Genomic DNA, 15,491 nt, shown 5'->3' with positions numbered 1-15,491 from the left:
GCGCTGTGTTTAAGTTAGTTGGCGGCTTCGCCGCCGCGTGTTTGCAAGGTGTTGTCGCGGCTGAAGATGAAACGTGACACCACAGCCAGTTGGTCGGCTTGCTTGCGCATCTCTTCGGTGAAATCACCAAACGGGCCCGCCGCGGTGGCAATGGCTTGGGCGCGGCGGTCAAGATCGGCTTGGCCAGAGCTTTGCACCACCTCGGTGGCCAACACGCGACCGTCGGTGTTAACGGTGATGATCATGGTCAATTCGCCGTACAGTTTTTGTCCGCCGTTGGTGGCAGGAAAGTAGCGCGTGCCGCGGTCTTCAATTTTGCGGCGCAGCGTGTCGTAGTAAAGCGCATAGGCCACTTGTTTGGTGGCGGGGCTCACGTAATGTTTACGAGGGCGTGCATTGTCCTGGTTGATGCGTTCCTCAATCTCGGCCAAGAGCTTCAGCAACTGGCGGCGCTTTTGCTCGACGGCTTCTTGCTCTGCTTTTGATTTTTGCGGCTGCGGGGGCGGTAGCTGGGCAAGTACGTTTTTCACTTGTGCCAAGAGTAGCGACTGCTCTTTGCGCATGACGGCCACTTGGCGTTGCATAGATTCGGCCATGTCACCCATCGACGTGGTGGCGGCAGTGGGCAGTGGCGATGCTGCGCGGCCGCTTTTTTGTTCGCCACCACCGGCCAACTGCGTTTGCGCTAAGGCTTGGGCTTTGTCTGGCGCATCTGCTTTGGCGCGGGTGTTAACCAAAATCACGTCCAGCGGTGCGTCGCTGAACAGGCGGTCAAAGCGCTCGGGAGCAGCGATGCGCAGGGTGAGCAAGGCGCCGTGAATGGCAAACGAAATGAACAAAGCTTTCTGCAGCCTTGACCAATGCCTCCATGACCAATGCTTCAATAATGAATGCGTGGCCATCACGCAGCAGAGCCTTCCGTGGTGGGTGCCTCATTCACGTCCATAGCCAAAGCAATGGGGCCAGCGGCGCTGTCGTCTTCGTCATCTGTCATCTCGGTTTGTTCGGCGCTGGAGGGTGCATCGGCTTCGAGGATGTGCAGCAGATGGCCGCTGATGTCTAGGCTGATGTCGTCCACCTCGCTCAAGCGCAGCTGCACGCGTGCACCGCGTGGCAAATCGCCGCCACCCAACACGGGCAAGACCAAGGGCAAGTCATCGGCACGAGCCATGGGTGGCTGGCCCGGGAAAGCTTTGAACACCGTGGCGCTGAGCTCGGTGATGTTGTTTTGCTTCAAATACTGCAGCGTCCAAAAACGCTCCATGCCGTTTTGGTAGGCGTTGTAAGCGCCGTACGCACCATCAAACGCCGAGATGATGGAGAACAGCTCCGTGTCTTTGGGCTTGAACGGTGCGGCCAATGCTGCCGTGCTGCCGTGCTTGGCGCAGGCAATGATTTGCCATTGGTTCACAAGGTCGGTGTAGCGGCGCAGCGGCGAAGTGCTCCAGGCGTAGCTGGGCACGCCAATGCCTGCGTGCGGCAAGGCCTTGGTACCCATTCGCACTTTGACGCCGGGCAACATGCTGGCTTGGCTGCGGTAGATGCCGGGCACGCCCAACTCGGCCATCCAATTGCCCCAGGTGCTGTTGGCCAAAATCATGGCCTCTGCCACCATCAGGTCAAGGGGAGCGCCGCGCTGGCGGATGCTGATTTGCACTTGCTCATCGCCTTTAGGTTCTTGTCCATCGTTACCAACCAAGCGGAAGTTGTAGTCGGGGCGATTGAAGTTTTCAGGCTTGCCTCGCACCACTTCACGTTGCGCTTTAAGATGTTGGGCCAAGCGGAACATGAACGCGAGTTGTTCGCGAGGCATGGCGGGCTCAACCACACCATCTGCGTGTGTGAAGTTGTTGTCTTTCAACCAAGCCTCAGTGACGATGGCGTCAAGTTGGTCGTGGCGCAAGTTGGCGGCAATTGGCACACGCTCCACGCGCGTCTCGGTGTTTTGCAAGGCCAGGGTGGCTTCGTCAAACCTAACGTACAAAGACACCGCTGGGCAGTCGCGCCCTTCTTGCAGGGTGTAGCTTTGCACCACGTCGTCGGGCAGCATGGTGATTTTGTAGCCCGGCATATAGACGGTGGACAACCGGTTGCGGCCCAGTTGGTCAATCGCATCGCCCGGCTTTAAGGCTAGCGCAGGCGCGGCAATGTGAATGCCGAGTGTGACGGTGCCCGTGCCCAAACCTTGCACCGACAAAGCATCGTCAATCTCGGTGGTTTGCGAGTCGTCAATTGAATACGCCTGCACATTCGCCAGTGACAGCTCGTCTGCAATCGCAGGTGCTTGTAGGTTAGGAAAGCCTGTGCCCTTGGGAAAGTTGTCAAACAAAAAGCGCTGCCAATGGAACTGATAGGCCGAGTTGATTGCGCCTGCTTTTTGCAGTAAAGCGAGCGGCGCGGTGTGTGTGGCGCGTGCTGCTTCAACCACGGCTTTGTATTCGGGTGCATTCTTGTCCGGCTTGAACAAGATTTTGTAGAGCTGGGTTTGGATGGGCGCTGGGCAAGTGCCTTGCCCTAACTCAGCAGCCCAGCCTTCGATTTGCGCTTGGATTTGTTTTTTCTTTTCGATGCCAGCAAGGGCTTGAGCAATTACTTCGGCTGAGGCCTTTTTGAAGCGGCCTTTGCCAGCACGGCGAAAGTAGTGCGGCGCCTCAAAAACGCGCAGTAAGGCGGCTGTTTGTTCTGTCAGCGTGGCTTGGGCGCTAAAGTATTCGCGGGCCAAATCGGCAAAACCAAACTCGTCTTCGGGGGCAAATTCCCAAGCTAGGTCGAGCTCGATGGTGGCGCTTAAAGCTTGCGCATCACGCATTAACTCGGCAGGAGAGGGCTTGTCGAACTTGATCAGCAAATTGACGGCCTTGACCTTGACCCGTTTGCCAGATTCCAGCTCGATTTGGGCTGAGCTATCCGCCTCAGAAAGGATGCGGCCCGTCTGGAATTTACCAGCGTCTTCAAACAATGCGTACATAAGCTTTATTGTCCCACGCGCAATCTAGGGCGCTGGCTGCAAATTTAGAAATTCCAGCACTTGCGGCAGGTAATGCGCAAAGTTGCTGATGGCGTGGTCGCCGCCCTCCATCAGCACTTGATGTGAGGTGGGGTAGCGGGCCGTCATTTCTCGCCAATCCAGCACTTCGTCGCCTTTGGCAATGAGCGCCCACAAGCGCTCAGGGTGGGGCGCAGGGCCAACTTCTAAGGCGCGTAATTCATCCACAAATTCGGGTGCAAAGTAAAACCGCTCGGTGGGGTCGTGCCAAGAGGTTTGTTCGCCAATGTATTTGGACAAGTCGCGGGCTGGGTCAATGGCGGGGTTGAGCAACACTGCTTTGCAATCCCGCTGGGCCGCCAGCCATGTGGCGTAAAAACCGCCCAGCGATGAGCCCATCACTGCCATGCGGTTTGCAGGCCAGCCGGCGGTGCCGGATTGGATTAGCTCGGCAGCCGCTTGGGGCGAGGGCGGCAACTGTGGACACCACCACTCGATATGCGCAAACTGCTCGGCCATGATGGCCGTCATTTGCCTCGCTTTGGTGGACTGGGGCGACGAGCGAAAACCATGCAAATAAAGCACATGGGTGGTGGGCATAGCCGCAGGCAGTGACGAGTTGGGTGAGGTCATACCAAATGCTAGCAGCGCCAAGCGCGTCACCCCCGCAACAGGGGATAATCTGGCCATGCCCATCGTCATTCACAAACCCAGCCCGTTTCAAAGACTCAGACCTTTGCTCAAAGGCTTTGATGGCCCCTTGGCATTTGGTGTTTTCTTGTTGGCATGCGCGGGTTTGCTAACCATGTATTCGTCTGGCTTTGCCAATGGCGCACGCTTTTTTGACCATGGCCGCAACATGCTAATTGCTGGCTTCATCATGTTTGTAGTGGCCCAAATTCCACCGCAGCGCTTGATGGCTTTTGCCGTGCCTATCTACACCATCGGCGTGGCGTTGTTGGTGGCCGTCGCTTTGTTTGGTTTGACCAAAAAGGGGGCGCGCCGTTGGCTCAATGTGGGTATCGTCATTCAGCCCAGTGAGATCATGAAAATAGCCATGCCGCTGATGTTGGCTTGGTGGTTCCAAAAGCGCGAAGGTCTGTTGCGCCCACTTGACTTTTTTGTGGCGGGTATGTTGTTGTTGATTCCTGTGGGATTGATCATGCGTCAGCCAGACTTAGGCACCGCCATTTTGGTGTTGTCGGCGGGTTTGGCCGTGATCTTCTTTGCGGGCTTGAGCTGGTGGCTGATCGTGCCGCCCATCATCATGGGCTTGGTTGGCGTGGGTTTGGTGGTTTGGTTTGAGCCCACCTTGTGCGCTGACGGTTTTCGTTGGCCCATCTTGCACGACTACCAGCAGCAGCGTATTTGTACTTTGCTAGACCCGTCGCGAGATCCGTTGGGTAAAGGTTTTCATATCATCCAGGGCATGATTGCCATTGGCTCTGGGGGCTTTTGGGGAAAGGGTTTTATGCAAGGCACGCAAACCCATTTGGATTTCATCCCTGAGCGCACCACCGACTTTGTGTTTGCCGCCTTTGGCGAAGAGTTTGGCTTCATTGGTAATTTGTTACTGCTTGGGGCTTTCATCTTTTTGATTTTGCGTGGCTTGGCCATTGCGGTGGAAGGCCCCACGTTGTTTGCTCGCTTGTTGGCTGGTAGCGTGACCTTGAGCTTCTTTATCTACGCTTTTGTGAACATGGGCATGGTGAGTGGCATCTTGCCTGTGGTGGGTGTGCCGCTGCCCTTCATCAGCTACGGCGGCACGGCCATGGTGACACTGGGCTTAGGCTTAGGGATATTGATGTCGGTCGCCAAGGCCAAGCAATTGGTGCAGTCATAATTCCAGCATGATTTCACGCGAACCTACCCTTGAGCGATTGGCCATTGCCCGTCAACTGTTGTTAGAGCCTTTTGGTCTAGACGAGACCGACTTGGTCAAAACCTTGGCCGAGATCAAAGCGCACAAGGTTGACGAAGCCGATTTGTACTTTCAATACACCCGCTCTGAAGGCTGGAGCTTGGAAGAAGGCATTGTTAAAACCGGCTCTTTCAGCATCGACCAAGGCGTGGGTGTGCGTGCAGTGAGCGGAGAAAAAACCGCCTTCGCCTATTCCGACGATATCTCCAAAGCCTCTTTGATGGATGCCGCGCGCACTGTACGCACCATTGGTGCAGCAGCCAAAGGCGGACGTGTCAAAGTGCCCACGCGTAAGGTGGCATCTAGCCGTTCTTTGTATTTAGGCTTAGACCCCATTGCCTCACTCAACAGCACCGAGAAGGTTGAACTTTTGGGTCGTGTCGAGCAAATGGCCCGCGCCAAAGACCCGCGTGTGATTCAAGTCATGGCTGGTTTGGCCAGCGAATACGACGTAGTGATGGTGGTGCGCGCCGATGGCACCTTGGCCGCCGATGTGCGACCCCTTGTGCGCTTGAGCGTGACTGTGATTGCTGAGCAAAATGGCCGTCGCGAAGTGGGCTCTGCCGGCGGCGGCGGTCGCTTTGGTCTGGGTCATTTTGACGATACTCTGGCGCAAAGTTACGTCGACGAAGCTGTGCAATGTGCGCTCACCAACCTCGATGCGCGCCCTGCCCCTGCCGGCGAGATGAGTGTGGTGTTGGGCTCGGGCTGGCCGGGTATCTTGTTGCACGAAGCGATAGGACACGGCTTGGAAGGTGACTTCAACCGCAAAGGCTCGAGCGCGTTCAGTGGCCGTATTGGGCAGCGCGTTGCTGCCAAAGGCGTGACGGTGTTGGACGACGGCACACTTCCTGACCGCCGTGGCTCACTCAATGTGGACGATGAAGGCAACCCAAGCCAAAGCAATGTGTTGATTGAAGACGGTATTTTGAAGGGCTACATCCAAGACAACATGAACGCCCGCTTGATGGGCGTCAAGCCCACAGGCAACGGTCGCCGTGAAAGCTACGCGCACGTGCCCATGCCGCGTATGACCAACACCTATATGTTGGGTGGCGACAAGTCGCCAGAAGAAATTGTGTCCAGTCTTAAAAAGGGTTTGTACGCCGTGAACTTTGGTGGCGGTCAAGTGGATATCACCTCAGGCAAGTTTGTGTTTTCCACATCTCTGGCCTACTGGGTGGAGAACGGCAAAATTCAATATCCCGTCAAAGGCGCGACCTTGGTCGGCAACGGCCCTGATGCGCTGACACGCGTAGGCTTGATTGGTAACGATATGAAATTGGACCCCGGCGTAGGCACCTGCGGCAAAGAAGGCCAGAGCGTGCCAGTGGGCGTGGGGCAGCCGACCTTGCGCATCGATGGACTGACGGTGGGTGGTACGGCATAAATTCTGTGTGCTTCACAGCGTCAACGTTTCGTTTAAGCCCTCCCTGCTTTGTCAGAAACCTGCCATATGCCTTGTGCTATATTTCAATTCATGAGTTCAGCCCGTTTTTATTTTGCTTATTTCTTTATCTCACGCCCCCACGGCGGTCGAGAGATCTGAACGTAGCCCAAACGCTCTGAACTCCCAAACCAACCGCCGGACCCCCGGCGGTTTTTTTTTGCTAAATCCTCCAATCACTTTTTTCAAACTTCAGGACGAGACCATGAAAACGAACACCAGTTATTCAAGCTACGTTGAAAACACCAGTCAAACCGACGATCAACGTATCAAGGACATCACCGTGCTACCTCCTCCCGAACATTTGATTCGCTTCTTTCCGATTCAGGGCACACCCGTCGAAAAGTTGATCACCCAGACGCGAAAAACTATCCACCACATCATGCATGGCAAAGATGATCGCCTGCTGGTGGTGGTGGGTCCGTGCTCTATCCACGATCCTGCTGCGGCGATTGACTACGCACGTCGTTTGCAACCGCTGCGCGAAAAATACGCCGACACTTTGGAAATTGTGATGCGCGTGTACTTCGAAAAACCACGCACCACCGTGGGCTGGAAGGGGTTGATCAACGACCCGTACTTGGATGAGAGCTTTCGCATCGACGAAGGCTTGCGCATTGCGCGCCAGTTGCTGATTGAAATTAACCGCCTCGGCTTGCCTGCAGGCAGCGAGTTTCTAGATGCCATTAGCCCGCAATATATTGGGGACCTGATTTCTTGGGGCGCGATTGGTGCGCGCACGACAGAGAGTCAAGTGCACCGCGAATTGGCCTCGGGTATTTCAGCGCCGATTGGTTTCAAGAACGGCACCGACGGCAACATCAAAATTGCCACCGATGCGATACAAGCTGCAGCGGGTGCTCATCACTTTTTGTCTATTCACAAAAATGGTCAAGTGGCTATTGTGCAAACCAAAGGCAACAAAGACTGCCACGTTATTCTGCGCGGTGGCAAAGCCCCCAACTACGATGCAGCCAGCGTGACCGCTGCTTGCGAGGAATTGGCCAAAGCCAAGTTGCCCGCTTCATTGATGGTGGATTGCAGCCATGCCAACAGCAGCAAGCAGCATGAGCGTCAGTTGTTGGTGGCCAAAGACATTGCCGAGCAAATCAGTGGGGGTTCACATCAAGTGTTTGGCGTGATGATTGAGAGTCACATTTTGGGTGGCGCTCAAAAGTTCACGCCTGGTAAAGATGATGTGTCTCAGCTGGAATACGGCAAGAGCATCACGGATGCGTGCTTGGATTGGGATGACTCTGTGGCTTCGCTGGATGTGTTGTCTAAGGCTGTGATGGCGCGTCGCAAGCGCGGTTGATTAGGTTTAGCCAAGTCAAGTCAAGTGGTTGGCCGTGCTGTGTGCGAGAGAAGATAAAAGTTACTCAGCCAAAGCCGCCAACAACTTGGCATGTATTCCACCAAACCCACCATTGCTCATGCACAGCACATGGTCTCCTGCTTGCGCAACAGCCACCACTTGCGCAATCACTTCATCCACAGAGCCCGCTACTAAAACACGCGCCCCCATAGACAACAAAACCTCAGCGGCGTCCCAGTCCAAACCACCCGAGTGACAAAACGCCAGATCAGCGTCTTCCAAACTCCACGGCAGTTGTGACTTCATCATGCCCAGCTTCATGGTGTTGCTACGAGGCTCAAACACCGCCAAGATGCGGGCATTGGTCCCCACTTTGCGACGCAGGCCATCAACGGTGGTGCGAATCGCGGTGGGGTGGTGCGCAAAGTCGTCATACACCGTGATGTCGCCACCTGCACGCGGGACGGTGCCTCGCACTTCCATGCGGCGGCGTACGTTTTGAAACTCGGTTAATGAGGCTGCAGCTTGCGCAGGCGATACGCCTACATGCTCTGCTGCAGCGATGGCGGCTAAGGCGTTTAGCTGGTTGTGCACGCCCGTGATGTCCCATTGCACGCGGCCCACTTCTTGGCCGTGGTGCAGCACGGCAAAGTTGTCGGGCTCGCCTTGCACAGTCCAACCATCGGGACCGTTCAGGCCTTTCGCGTTAGCGCTTAGGCCAAACTTGGCCAAGCTACTCCAGCAGCCTTGATCGAGCACGCGTTGCAAACTGTCTTCGTCTGCGTTGACCACCACGCGGCCGCTGGCGGGCACTGTGCGGACCAAGTGGTGGAACTGGCGCTCGATGGCGGCGAGGTTGTCAAAGATGTCGGCGTGGTCAAACTCGAGGTTGTTCAAAATAGCTGTACGGGGGTGGTAGTGAACAAACTTGCTTCGCTTGTCGAAGAACGCGGTGTCGTACTCGTCGGCTTCGATCACAAAAGGCGAGCGTTGATGGGCGTTCACATCGGAGGGTGTGTTCAAGCGACCCAAGCGGGCTGACACGCCAAAGTTCATGGGCACGCCGCCCACTAAGAAGCCAGGCTCCATGCCGGCTGCTTGAAGAATCCAAGCCAGCATCGACGTGGTGGTGGTTTTACCGTGCGTGCCGGCCACGGCCAGCACGTGGCGCGGTCGGCTGGGGTGGTGTAACACGTGTTCGGCCAGCCATTGCGGGCCGCTGGTGTAGCTGGCGCCGCTTTCCAAAATAGCCTCCATCAACGGGAATTTTGGTTTTCCATCGGCCAAGCGGGCGCGTGAGACCACGTTGCCAATCACATACACATCGGGTTTGAGTTGGGTTTGGTCGGCAGCAAAGCCTTCAATCAGCTCAATGCCAAGGCTGCGCAGTTGGTCGCTCATGGGCGGATACACACCCGCATCGCAACCCGTTACCTTGTGCCCCGCTTCACGTGCCAACGCAGCCAGTCCACCCATGAACGTGCCGCAAATTCCCAATATATGTATGTGCATTTGCCTATTTTAGGAGGGTGTTTCAGGAGCCTTGAGCGAGCAGCACTGGGCTGCTCCACAATCACGTTCTATATGAATACGGTTCAAGAAGAAATTGCAGCCACTGCCGCTCGCATGGTGGTGGAAGAAGGGCTCGAATATGGCCCAGCCAAGCGTCGTGCTGTCAAACAGCTGGGTCTGAATGCCCGGGCGCAGTTGCCCAACAACGACCAATTGGAAGAGGCGGTGCGCGAGTACCTTGATCTGTTTTGCGCCGACACCCAGCCCGCCGAACTCAAAGCCTTGCGCGAACTGGCTTCGGTGTGGATGGCCCGCATGTCTGATTTCAAGCCGCATTTGGGCGGCGCGGTGTGGCGGGGCACGGCCACGGGTTTGTCAGACATTTACCTGCAGTTGTTCTGTGATGACTCCAAGTCAGCAGAAATTAGTCTCATTGACCACCAGGTGCGTTACGAGGTCAGCACGGTACAGGGCTTTCAAGGCGAGGCCGTGGACGCGCTAAGTATCTTGTGCACTTGTCCGGGCTTAACGCAAAAAGTGCTCGTCCACTTGATGATTTATGACTTAGACGACCTACGTGGCGCTTTGAAGCCTGATGGGCAAGGTAGGACGTATCGCGGGAATTTGACTGCATTAAATAAGTTATTAAAGGATTTTGAATGACGATAAACACAAATAGACGTATGGCGATGTATGCAGGGGTGGCTGCGATAGCGGCTATCGCGGGTGCTGGCGTAGCTTGGAACCGCCAAGCAGGACATGGGAAAAGTGGCATCGCTGCGGAGGTGATGCAAGCTTTTTGGGCGGCCGAGTTTGATACACCCACTGGCGAGTCTTTGTCCATGTCTGCATTTAAGGGCCGTCCCTTGGTGGTTAATTTTTGGGCTACATGGTGTACGCCCTGTGTGGAGGAGATGCCGTTAATTGACGTCTTCTTTCGTCAAAATCAAAAAAATGGTTGGCAAGTGCTTGGTTTAGCGATTGACCAACCCAGCCGTGTACGTCAGTTTATGGGGCAATTCCCAGTCACTTATAAGATTGGCTTGGCTGGACTGAGCGGAACTGAACTGGGCAAAATTCTTGGCAATGAGGTGGGCGGCTTGCCGTTCACGGTGGTTTTGGACGCACAAGGGCATCTGATTCAAAGAAAAATGGGTAAATTAAGTCCTGAGGACATTAGAAAGTGGGCTGTCTAGGTAGTTTTGACGGTGGATGATTCGCAAATTAGTGTAAATTAGCAGCTTATTTACAACAAATAGGATCTAGTTATGGATTTGCGAAAACTCAAGACGTTGATTGACCTGGTCTCCGACTCCAATGTGTCAGAACTCGAAATTACCGAGGCTGAAGGCACGGTCCGTATCGTCAAGAGTGCACCAGCGCCTGTGGCTATGGTGACGCAAATGGCAGCACCTGTTGCGGTGGCTGCTCCAGTGGTAACTGCCCCAGTGGTTGCCGCACCCGCCGTAGAAGCGGTACCCCTGGGTCACACCGTCAAGTCGCCCATGGTGGGCACGTTTTACCGCTCCTCAAGCCCTGGCGCAAAGTCATTCGCCGAAGTTGGCCAACAAGTCAAAGAAGGCGACACCATTTGCATTATCGAAGCCATGAAAATCTTGAACGAGATTGAGGCAGACAAGTCAGGCACCATTACCCAAATATTGGCTGTGGACGGCCAGGCTGTTGAATACGGCGCACCCCTGATGATCATCGAATAACAGGCGGGCTTTTATGTTTAAAAAAATCCTGATCGCCAACCGTGGCGAAATCGCCCTGCGCATTCAACGTGCCTGCCGCGAGCTGGGAGTCAAAGCGGTGATGGTTTATTCCGAAGCCGACCGCGAAGCCAAGTACATCAAGCTGGCAGACGAGGCTGTGTGTATTGGCCCCGCCGCATCTCCCTTGAGCTATCTCAACATGCCCGCCATCATTGCGGCAGCAGAAGTGACTGACTCTGAAGCCATTCACCCTGGCTACGGTTTTTTGAGCGAAAACGCAGATTTTGCTGAACGCGTGGAGAAAAGCGGTTTCCAATTTATTGGTCCTACCGCTGATTCAATTCGCATCATGGGCGACAAAGTGTCGGCCAAGCAAGCCATGATCAAAGCGGGTGTGCCTTGTGTGCCTGGTTCAGAGGGCGAGTTGCCGGACGATCCAGTTGTTATTAAGCGCATTGCTAAGGGCGTGGGCTACCCCGTAATCATCAAAGCCGCCGGCGGCGGCGGTGGGCGTGGCATGCGTGTGGTGCATACCGAAGCTGCCTTGATCAATGCCGTAGCGATGACCAAGGCTGAGGCCGGATCTATCTTTGGTAACCCAGCGGTGTACATGGAGAAATTCCTCCAGAACCCGCGGCACATCGAAATTCAAATCTTGGCTGACAAGCACAAAAATGCCGTTTATTTGGGCGAGCGTGATTGTTCGATGCAGCGTCGTCATCAAAAAGTGATTGAAGAGGCGCCTGCGCCAGGCATCCCCCGCAAATTGATCGAGAAGATTGGTGAGCGTTGTGCGGCAGCCTGTAAAAGGATCAATTACCGCGGTGCTGGCACGTTTGAGTTTTTGTATGAGAACGGCGAGTTTTATTTCATTGAGATGAACACCCGAGTACAGGTCGAGCATCCCGTGACCGAGTACATCACCGGCATCGACATCGTGAAGACGCAAATCATGGTGGCGGCGGGCCTTAAATTGCCTTTCACGCAACGCGACGTTCAAGTGCGTGGTCATTCTTTGGAATGCCGTATCAATGCAGAAGATCCGTTCAAGTTCATCCCGTCGCCTGGGCGCATCACCATGTGGCACGCGCCCGGCGGTCCGGGTGTGCGTGTGGACTCACACATCTACACCAACTACTACGTGCCGCCAAATTATGATTCGATGATTGGCAAGATCATCACGCATGGTGACACGCGCGACGAAGCTTTGGCGCGTATGCGCACGGCCCTAGCCGAGACCGTGGTGGAAGGTATCAATACCAACATCCCGTTGCACCGAGAGTTGATGGTGGATGCCAAGTTCATGTCTGGCGGCACCAATATTCACTACTTGGAAGAGTGGCTCGCCGCTCATAAGCGCTAATGTTTGAGTTGCGACTGATGTGCCCCGAAGACGGCGTTGAAGCTGTTTGCGAGGCACTGGATGCGCTTGATGCGTTGAGTGTGTCCGTTGAAGACGCGGATGCACAAACTGATGCTGAGCAAGCCCTGTTTGGCGAACCTGGGATGCCGCCCCCTAAAGAAGGTTGGAAGCGTTCACGTATCGTGGCCTTGTTTGCGCAGGAGTCGACAGCAACGGATGCCTCACGTTTGCTGGCGTTGCAAGATTTCTTTGCCGACAGTCAAGTGTTGGGCATTCAACCCGTAGCCGACCAAGACTGGGTGCGGTTAACGCAGTCGCAATTTGCACCCGTCGAGATTACGTCTGAGTTTTGGATTGTCCCCACTTGGCACGAGCCGCCCGCACAAGCCAAGCAAGTTATTCGTCTCGATCCCGGTCTGGCATTTGGCACAGGGACGCACCCCACCACCCGCATGTGTTTGCGTTGGATTGCCACCCACGATGTGAGCCAACAACGCGTGCTTGATTACGGTTGTGGCTCTGGTATCTTGGCGATTGGTGCTGCGATGCATGGCGCTACCCATATGGATGCTGTTGACATTGACGACGCAGCTGTGACGGCCACGGTGCTCAATGCCGAGGCCAACAACGTGCGCTTGAATGCGGGCCTGCCCGACAAGGCCTCAGGCCATTACCAAACCGTGCTAGCCAACATCTTGGCCACGCCGCTAAAAGTGTTGGCTCCGTTGTTGCGCAGTTACGTGGCTGCTGGCGGGCACTTGGTGTTAGCGGGTATCCTTGAGCGTCAAGCCCAGGAGCTCAAAGACGCGTACGCACCGTATTGCACTTTGCAAGTGAGCGACTCTGAAGACGGCTGGATTTTGATGACCGCCCACTGCTGACATGCACATCACCCACTGCCCCCAATGTGAGACCGCCTTTAAGGTATCGCCCGCCCAGCTTGTGCTGGCCAAAGGGTGGGTGCGCTGTGGTCGCTGTTCACATGTGTTTGAGGCAGCGTTGCATTTTGAAACTACCCCCGATATTCCGGCATCACCGCTGCCCAACTCTAACGCGCCTTCGTTGTTTCGTGCCGCAATGGCGCCTGCTGAGGCTGCCCATGTGGCTCAATCTTCTTCGGCACACGCATCGCCGGCCAAGAGCGCAGATGCACCGATTCCATTTGCGTGGTTGGTGGGTGCGGCGGTTTTGGTGTTGGCTTTACTCACGCAGTGGGTGGTTGCGCAGCGCAATTGGCTGGCTGCTCAAGAGCCTGCATTGCGTCCTTTGCTCTCGGCTTTGTGTGCCTGTGAAGTCACTTGGCCTCGCGAGTCCGAGGCCGTGTTGATTGAAAGCAGCAGCTTCACTGAAAATCCACAAGGCGGCTACACCGTGCAGCTGCGTTTGAAAAATACGCAGCACCACCCCGTCGCCATGCCAGCTTTGGAATTGAGCCTGACCGATTTGCAAGACCAAATTTTGGTGCGACGCGTTTTCATGGCGGAAGAGTTGTCGAACAAAGACCACGTGCAAGCTTTGCGCGATGTGCGCTCGACCTTGAACTTCGACTTAGACGAGAAGGTAAGCCAACGTGTCATCGGTTTTCGTGCCTTTGTTTTTTACCCTTAGATATTGAAAGTAGTTTTATGGCATCGCTGATTTGCGGCTCGCTCGCGTTTGACACCATCATGGATTTTGAAGGTCGATTTGCCGAGCAAATCCTGCCTGACCAATTGCACATTTTGAACGTGTCGTTTCTGGTGCCCAGCTTACGCCGTGACTTTGGTGGCTGCGCTGGCAACATTGCCTACAGTTTGAAGGTTTTGGGCGGCACGCCCCTGCCGATGGCCACTTTGGGCACCGATGCAGCTGACTATTTGCAGCGCCTCAACACCTTGGGTATCTCTACCGAGTATGTGCGCCAAGTCGACGGCAGCTACACCGCGCAAGCCATGATCATGACTGACCGCGACAACAACCAGATCACGGCCTTTCACCCCGGCGCGATGATGCAAGCGCACACCACAAAGATTGAAAAACGTGACGACATCAAGTTGGCCATCATCTCGCCCGATGGCCGCGATGCCATGATCCAACACGCCGAGCAGCTCAAGGCCGCTGATATTCCGTTTGTGTTCGATCCCGGTCAAGGTCTCCCCATGTTTGATGGCGCTGACCTCATGCGCTTCATTGACCAAGCGACTTGGGTGACCGTGAACGACTACGAAGGCAAGATGCTGAGCGACCGCACAGGCCTGAGCCAGGCTGACATTTCACGCCACGTGCAGGGCTTGATCGTTACCTTGGGTGCTGAAGGCTGCGAAGTGTGGATTGACGGCGAGAAGACCCTTGTGCCGCCCGTCAAGGCTGCTGCTGTAGTTGATCCCACAGGTTGCGGCGATGCCTGGCGAGGTGCGTTGTTGTTTGGTTTGGAGCAAGGTTGGTCCTTGGCTAAGTGCGCTGCTTTGGGCAACCAAGTGGGTGCGCTCAAAATTGCTCAACGTGGCCCGCAAAACTACAACGTCGATGGTTTGGTGATCGCCTAAAAGGGCGCGGTCTCTCTTGAAGAGACGAAGGCGCTAATCGGTTGGTCAGCGCTTTAACTGTTCAAGGCCAGCCACTGGGCTTTGATGCAAGCAGCTGCGCTTACCCGTAGCTGTTTTCGTTTGGAGGTTTGGCCGCGTACCAATTCCACATCGCGCTTGGCAAGGCCCAAGGTGCGAGCCAGCCATGCAATCAGTGCCAAATTTGCTTTGCCATCCACGGGCGGGGCGTGCAATCGTACGCGAAGAGCCCCATCGTGTTCGCCATCAACTTGAGTGTGTGAGGCGTTAGGGATGACATGGATGTCTACGATGACAGTGCCTGTTTTTTCTGGGCGTAGGTAAGTGGCTTGAGGTAGCAACATGATACAAATGGAAAAAAGAAAAAGCCCGAGGCCTTGCGGCGTCGGGCTTGAGCTTCGGTAGACCGTGACCTTAATCAGTGATGATTAAGGCTTGCTAGCTGTTGGGAAAGGCCAAGCAGCTTGCGGGTTTAACGTAGTCTGTGCGCGGGCAGCGGGTGCTTTCGCAGCTTTCTTTGCAGCAGGCTTTTTAGCGGCTTTTTTCGCAGCTGGTTTTTTGGCGGCAGGCTTTTTGGCAGCAGCTTTCTTAGCGGCTACTTTTTTGGCTGCTGGCTTCTTAGCTGCGGCTTTTTTAGCAGCAGGCTTTTTAGCGGCTACTTTTTTGGCTGCTGGCTTCTTAGCTGC

General features: G+C 55.3%; 15 protein-coding genes and 1 pseudogene. 10 read left to right on the top strand and 6 right to left on the bottom strand.

All coding sequences use genetic code 11. The features are described 5' to 3' along the window. Positions 1 to 14: 14 nt before the first annotated feature. The 3 genes from ABWP81_RS01685 to ABWP81_RS01675 are packed head-to-tail and all read right to left on the bottom strand — an operon-like array spanning position 15 to position 3,586. Entirely contained in the window at positions 15 to 902 is an 888-nt protein-coding gene (locus ABWP81_RS01685; protein WP_353134247.1) for an energy transducer TonB, read from the bottom strand. Beyond that, positions 902 to 2,968, bottom strand: coding sequence for a ribonuclease catalytic domain-containing protein (locus tag ABWP81_RS01680; protein WP_353138638.1), 2,067 nt, complete (start codon positions 2,966 to 2,968; stop codon positions 902 to 904). The genes ABWP81_RS01685 and ABWP81_RS01680 overlap by 1 nt, the downstream gene beginning before the upstream one ends. Positions 2,969 to 2,992: 24 nt before the next feature. Next, a complete protein-coding gene (locus ABWP81_RS01675; protein ID WP_353138763.1) occupies positions 2,993 to 3,586 on the bottom strand; it encodes a YqiA/YcfP family alpha/beta fold hydrolase in 594 nt (197 codons plus the stop codon). 88 nt (positions 3,587 to 3,674) lie between these two features. Here ABWP81_RS01675 and rodA point away from each other — a divergent pair, with 88 nt between their 5' ends. From rodA to ABWP81_RS01660, 3 genes are all read left to right on the top strand, one after another. Beyond that, positions 3,675 to 4,829, top strand: coding sequence for a rod shape-determining protein RodA (gene rodA / locus ABWP81_RS01670; protein ID WP_353138635.1), 1,155 nt, complete (start codon positions 3,675 to 3,677; stop codon positions 4,827 to 4,829). Positions 4,830 to 4,836: 7 nt separating this feature from the next. Then, positions 4,837 to 6,297 carry a metalloprotease TldD gene (tldD, locus tag ABWP81_RS01665; protein WP_353138632.1) on the top strand — a complete coding sequence of 487 codons (1,461 nt, stop codon included), beginning with the start codon at positions 4,837 to 4,839 and terminating at the stop codon, positions 6,295 to 6,297. A gap of 262 nt (positions 6,298 to 6,559) precedes the next feature. Beyond that, entirely contained in the window at positions 6,560 to 7,669 is a 1,110-nt protein-coding gene (locus ABWP81_RS01660; RefSeq protein WP_353134259.1) for a 3-deoxy-7-phosphoheptulonate synthase, read from the top strand. 60 nt (positions 7,670 to 7,729) lie between these two features. Here the strand turns inward: ABWP81_RS01660 and mpl are convergent, their stop codons facing one another. Further along, on the bottom strand, positions 7,730 to 9,181 hold the full coding sequence (gene mpl, locus ABWP81_RS01655; RefSeq protein ID WP_353138629.1) for a UDP-N-acetylmuramate:L-alanyl-gamma-D-glutamyl-meso-diaminopimelate ligase: 1,452 nt from the start codon (positions 9,179 to 9,181) through the stop codon (positions 7,730 to 7,732). A 72-nt stretch (positions 9,182 to 9,253) separates the two neighbouring features. Here mpl and ABWP81_RS01650 point away from each other — a divergent pair, with 72 nt between their 5' ends. From ABWP81_RS01650 to ABWP81_RS01620, 7 genes are all read left to right on the top strand, one after another. Next, a complete protein-coding gene (locus tag ABWP81_RS01650; RefSeq protein WP_353138626.1) occupies positions 9,254 to 9,844 on the top strand; it encodes a hypothetical protein in 591 nt (196 codons plus the stop codon). Next, positions 9,841 to 10,377, top strand: a complete 537-nt coding sequence (locus tag ABWP81_RS01645) for a TlpA family protein disulfide reductase (protein WP_353134268.1) — start codon at positions 9,841 to 9,843, stop codon at positions 10,375 to 10,377. Before ABWP81_RS01650 ends, ABWP81_RS01645 begins: the two co-directional genes overlap by 4 nt. 72 nt (positions 10,378 to 10,449) lie before the next feature. Further along, positions 10,450 to 10,899 (top strand): acetyl-CoA carboxylase biotin carboxyl carrier protein, encoded by a 450-nt coding sequence (gene accB / locus ABWP81_RS01640; protein WP_353138623.1) that lies wholly within the window; start codon positions 10,450 to 10,452, stop codon positions 10,897 to 10,899. A 13-nt stretch (positions 10,900 to 10,912) separates the two neighbouring features. Next, positions 10,913 to 12,262, top strand: coding sequence for an acetyl-CoA carboxylase biotin carboxylase subunit (gene accC / locus ABWP81_RS01635; RefSeq protein WP_353134274.1), 1,350 nt, complete (start codon positions 10,913 to 10,915; stop codon positions 12,260 to 12,262). Beyond that, a complete protein-coding gene (gene prmA / locus ABWP81_RS01630; RefSeq protein ID WP_353138620.1) occupies positions 12,262 to 13,143 on the top strand; it encodes a 50S ribosomal protein L11 methyltransferase in 882 nt (293 codons plus the stop codon). The genes accC and prmA overlap by 1 nt, the downstream gene beginning before the upstream one ends. A 1-nt stretch (position 13,144) precedes the next feature. Next, positions 13,145 to 13,870, top strand: a complete 726-nt coding sequence (locus ABWP81_RS01625) for a zinc-ribbon and DUF3426 domain-containing protein (protein ID WP_353138617.1) — start codon at positions 13,145 to 13,147, stop codon at positions 13,868 to 13,870. Positions 13,871 to 13,887: 17 nt separating this feature from the next. Beyond that, positions 13,888 to 14,787, top strand: a complete 900-nt coding sequence (locus ABWP81_RS01620; RefSeq protein WP_353138614.1) for a carbohydrate kinase family protein — start codon at positions 13,888 to 13,890, stop codon at positions 14,785 to 14,787. A gap of 53 nt (positions 14,788 to 14,840) precedes the next feature. On the opposite strand, the gene ABWP81_RS01615 is transcribed toward ABWP81_RS01620, so the two are convergent. Continuing rightward, positions 14,841 to 15,149, bottom strand: a complete 309-nt coding sequence (locus ABWP81_RS01615; protein ID WP_353138611.1) for a DUF167 domain-containing protein — start codon at positions 15,147 to 15,149, stop codon at positions 14,841 to 14,843. Between the two features lie 84 nt (positions 15,150 to 15,233). Beyond that, positions 15,234 to 15,491 (bottom strand): annotated as a pseudogene (locus ABWP81_RS01610) (histone); the annotation flags it as partial.

Origin of the sequence: Limnohabitans sp., assembly GCF_040401135.1 — a bacterium.
In the GTDB taxonomy this organism is placed as follows: Bacteria; Pseudomonadota; Gammaproteobacteria; order Burkholderiales; family Burkholderiaceae_C; genus Limnohabitans.
This window is presented reverse-complemented; position numbering and strand designations above follow the sequence as displayed.

Coding starts and splice junctions, on each gene's coding strand:
- ABWP81_RS01675 (WP_353138763.1), bottom strand. CDS start 3,586: ATGCCCACCACCCATGTGCTTTATTTGCATGGTTTTCGCTCGTCGCCC.
- ABWP81_RS01645 (WP_353134268.1), top strand. CDS start 9,841: ATGACGATAAACACAAATAGACGTATGGCGATGTATGCAGGGGTGGCT.
- ABWP81_RS01660 (WP_353134259.1), top strand. CDS start 6,560: ATGAAAACGAACACCAGTTATTCAAGCTACGTTGAAAACACCAGTCAA.
- prmA (WP_353138620.1), top strand. CDS start 12,262: ATGTTTGAGTTGCGACTGATGTGCCCCGAAGACGGCGTTGAAGCTGTT.
- accC (WP_353134274.1), top strand. CDS start 10,913: ATGTTTAAAAAAATCCTGATCGCCAACCGTGGCGAAATCGCCCTGCGC.
- tldD (WP_353138632.1), top strand. CDS start 4,837: ATGATTTCACGCGAACCTACCCTTGAGCGATTGGCCATTGCCCGTCAA.
- ABWP81_RS01615 (WP_353138611.1), bottom strand. CDS start 15,149: ATGTTGCTACCTCAAGCCACTTACCTACGCCCAGAAAAAACAGGCACT.
- ABWP81_RS01680 (WP_353138638.1), bottom strand. CDS start 2,968: ATGTACGCATTGTTTGAAGACGCTGGTAAATTCCAGACGGGCCGCATC.
- rodA (WP_353138635.1), top strand. CDS start 3,675: ATGCCCATCGTCATTCACAAACCCAGCCCGTTTCAAAGACTCAGACCT.
- ABWP81_RS01620 (WP_353138614.1), top strand. CDS start 13,888: ATGGCATCGCTGATTTGCGGCTCGCTCGCGTTTGACACCATCATGGAT.
- mpl (WP_353138629.1), bottom strand. CDS start 9,181: ATGCACATACATATATTGGGAATTTGCGGCACGTTCATGGGTGGACTG.
- ABWP81_RS01650 (WP_353138626.1), top strand. CDS start 9,254: ATGAATACGGTTCAAGAAGAAATTGCAGCCACTGCCGCTCGCATGGTG.
- ABWP81_RS01685 (WP_353134247.1), bottom strand. CDS start 902: ATGGCCACGCATTCATTATTGAAGCATTGGTCATGGAGGCATTGGTCA.
- accB (WP_353138623.1), top strand. CDS start 10,450: ATGGATTTGCGAAAACTCAAGACGTTGATTGACCTGGTCTCCGACTCC.
- ABWP81_RS01625 (WP_353138617.1), top strand. CDS start 13,145: ATGCACATCACCCACTGCCCCCAATGTGAGACCGCCTTTAAGGTATCG.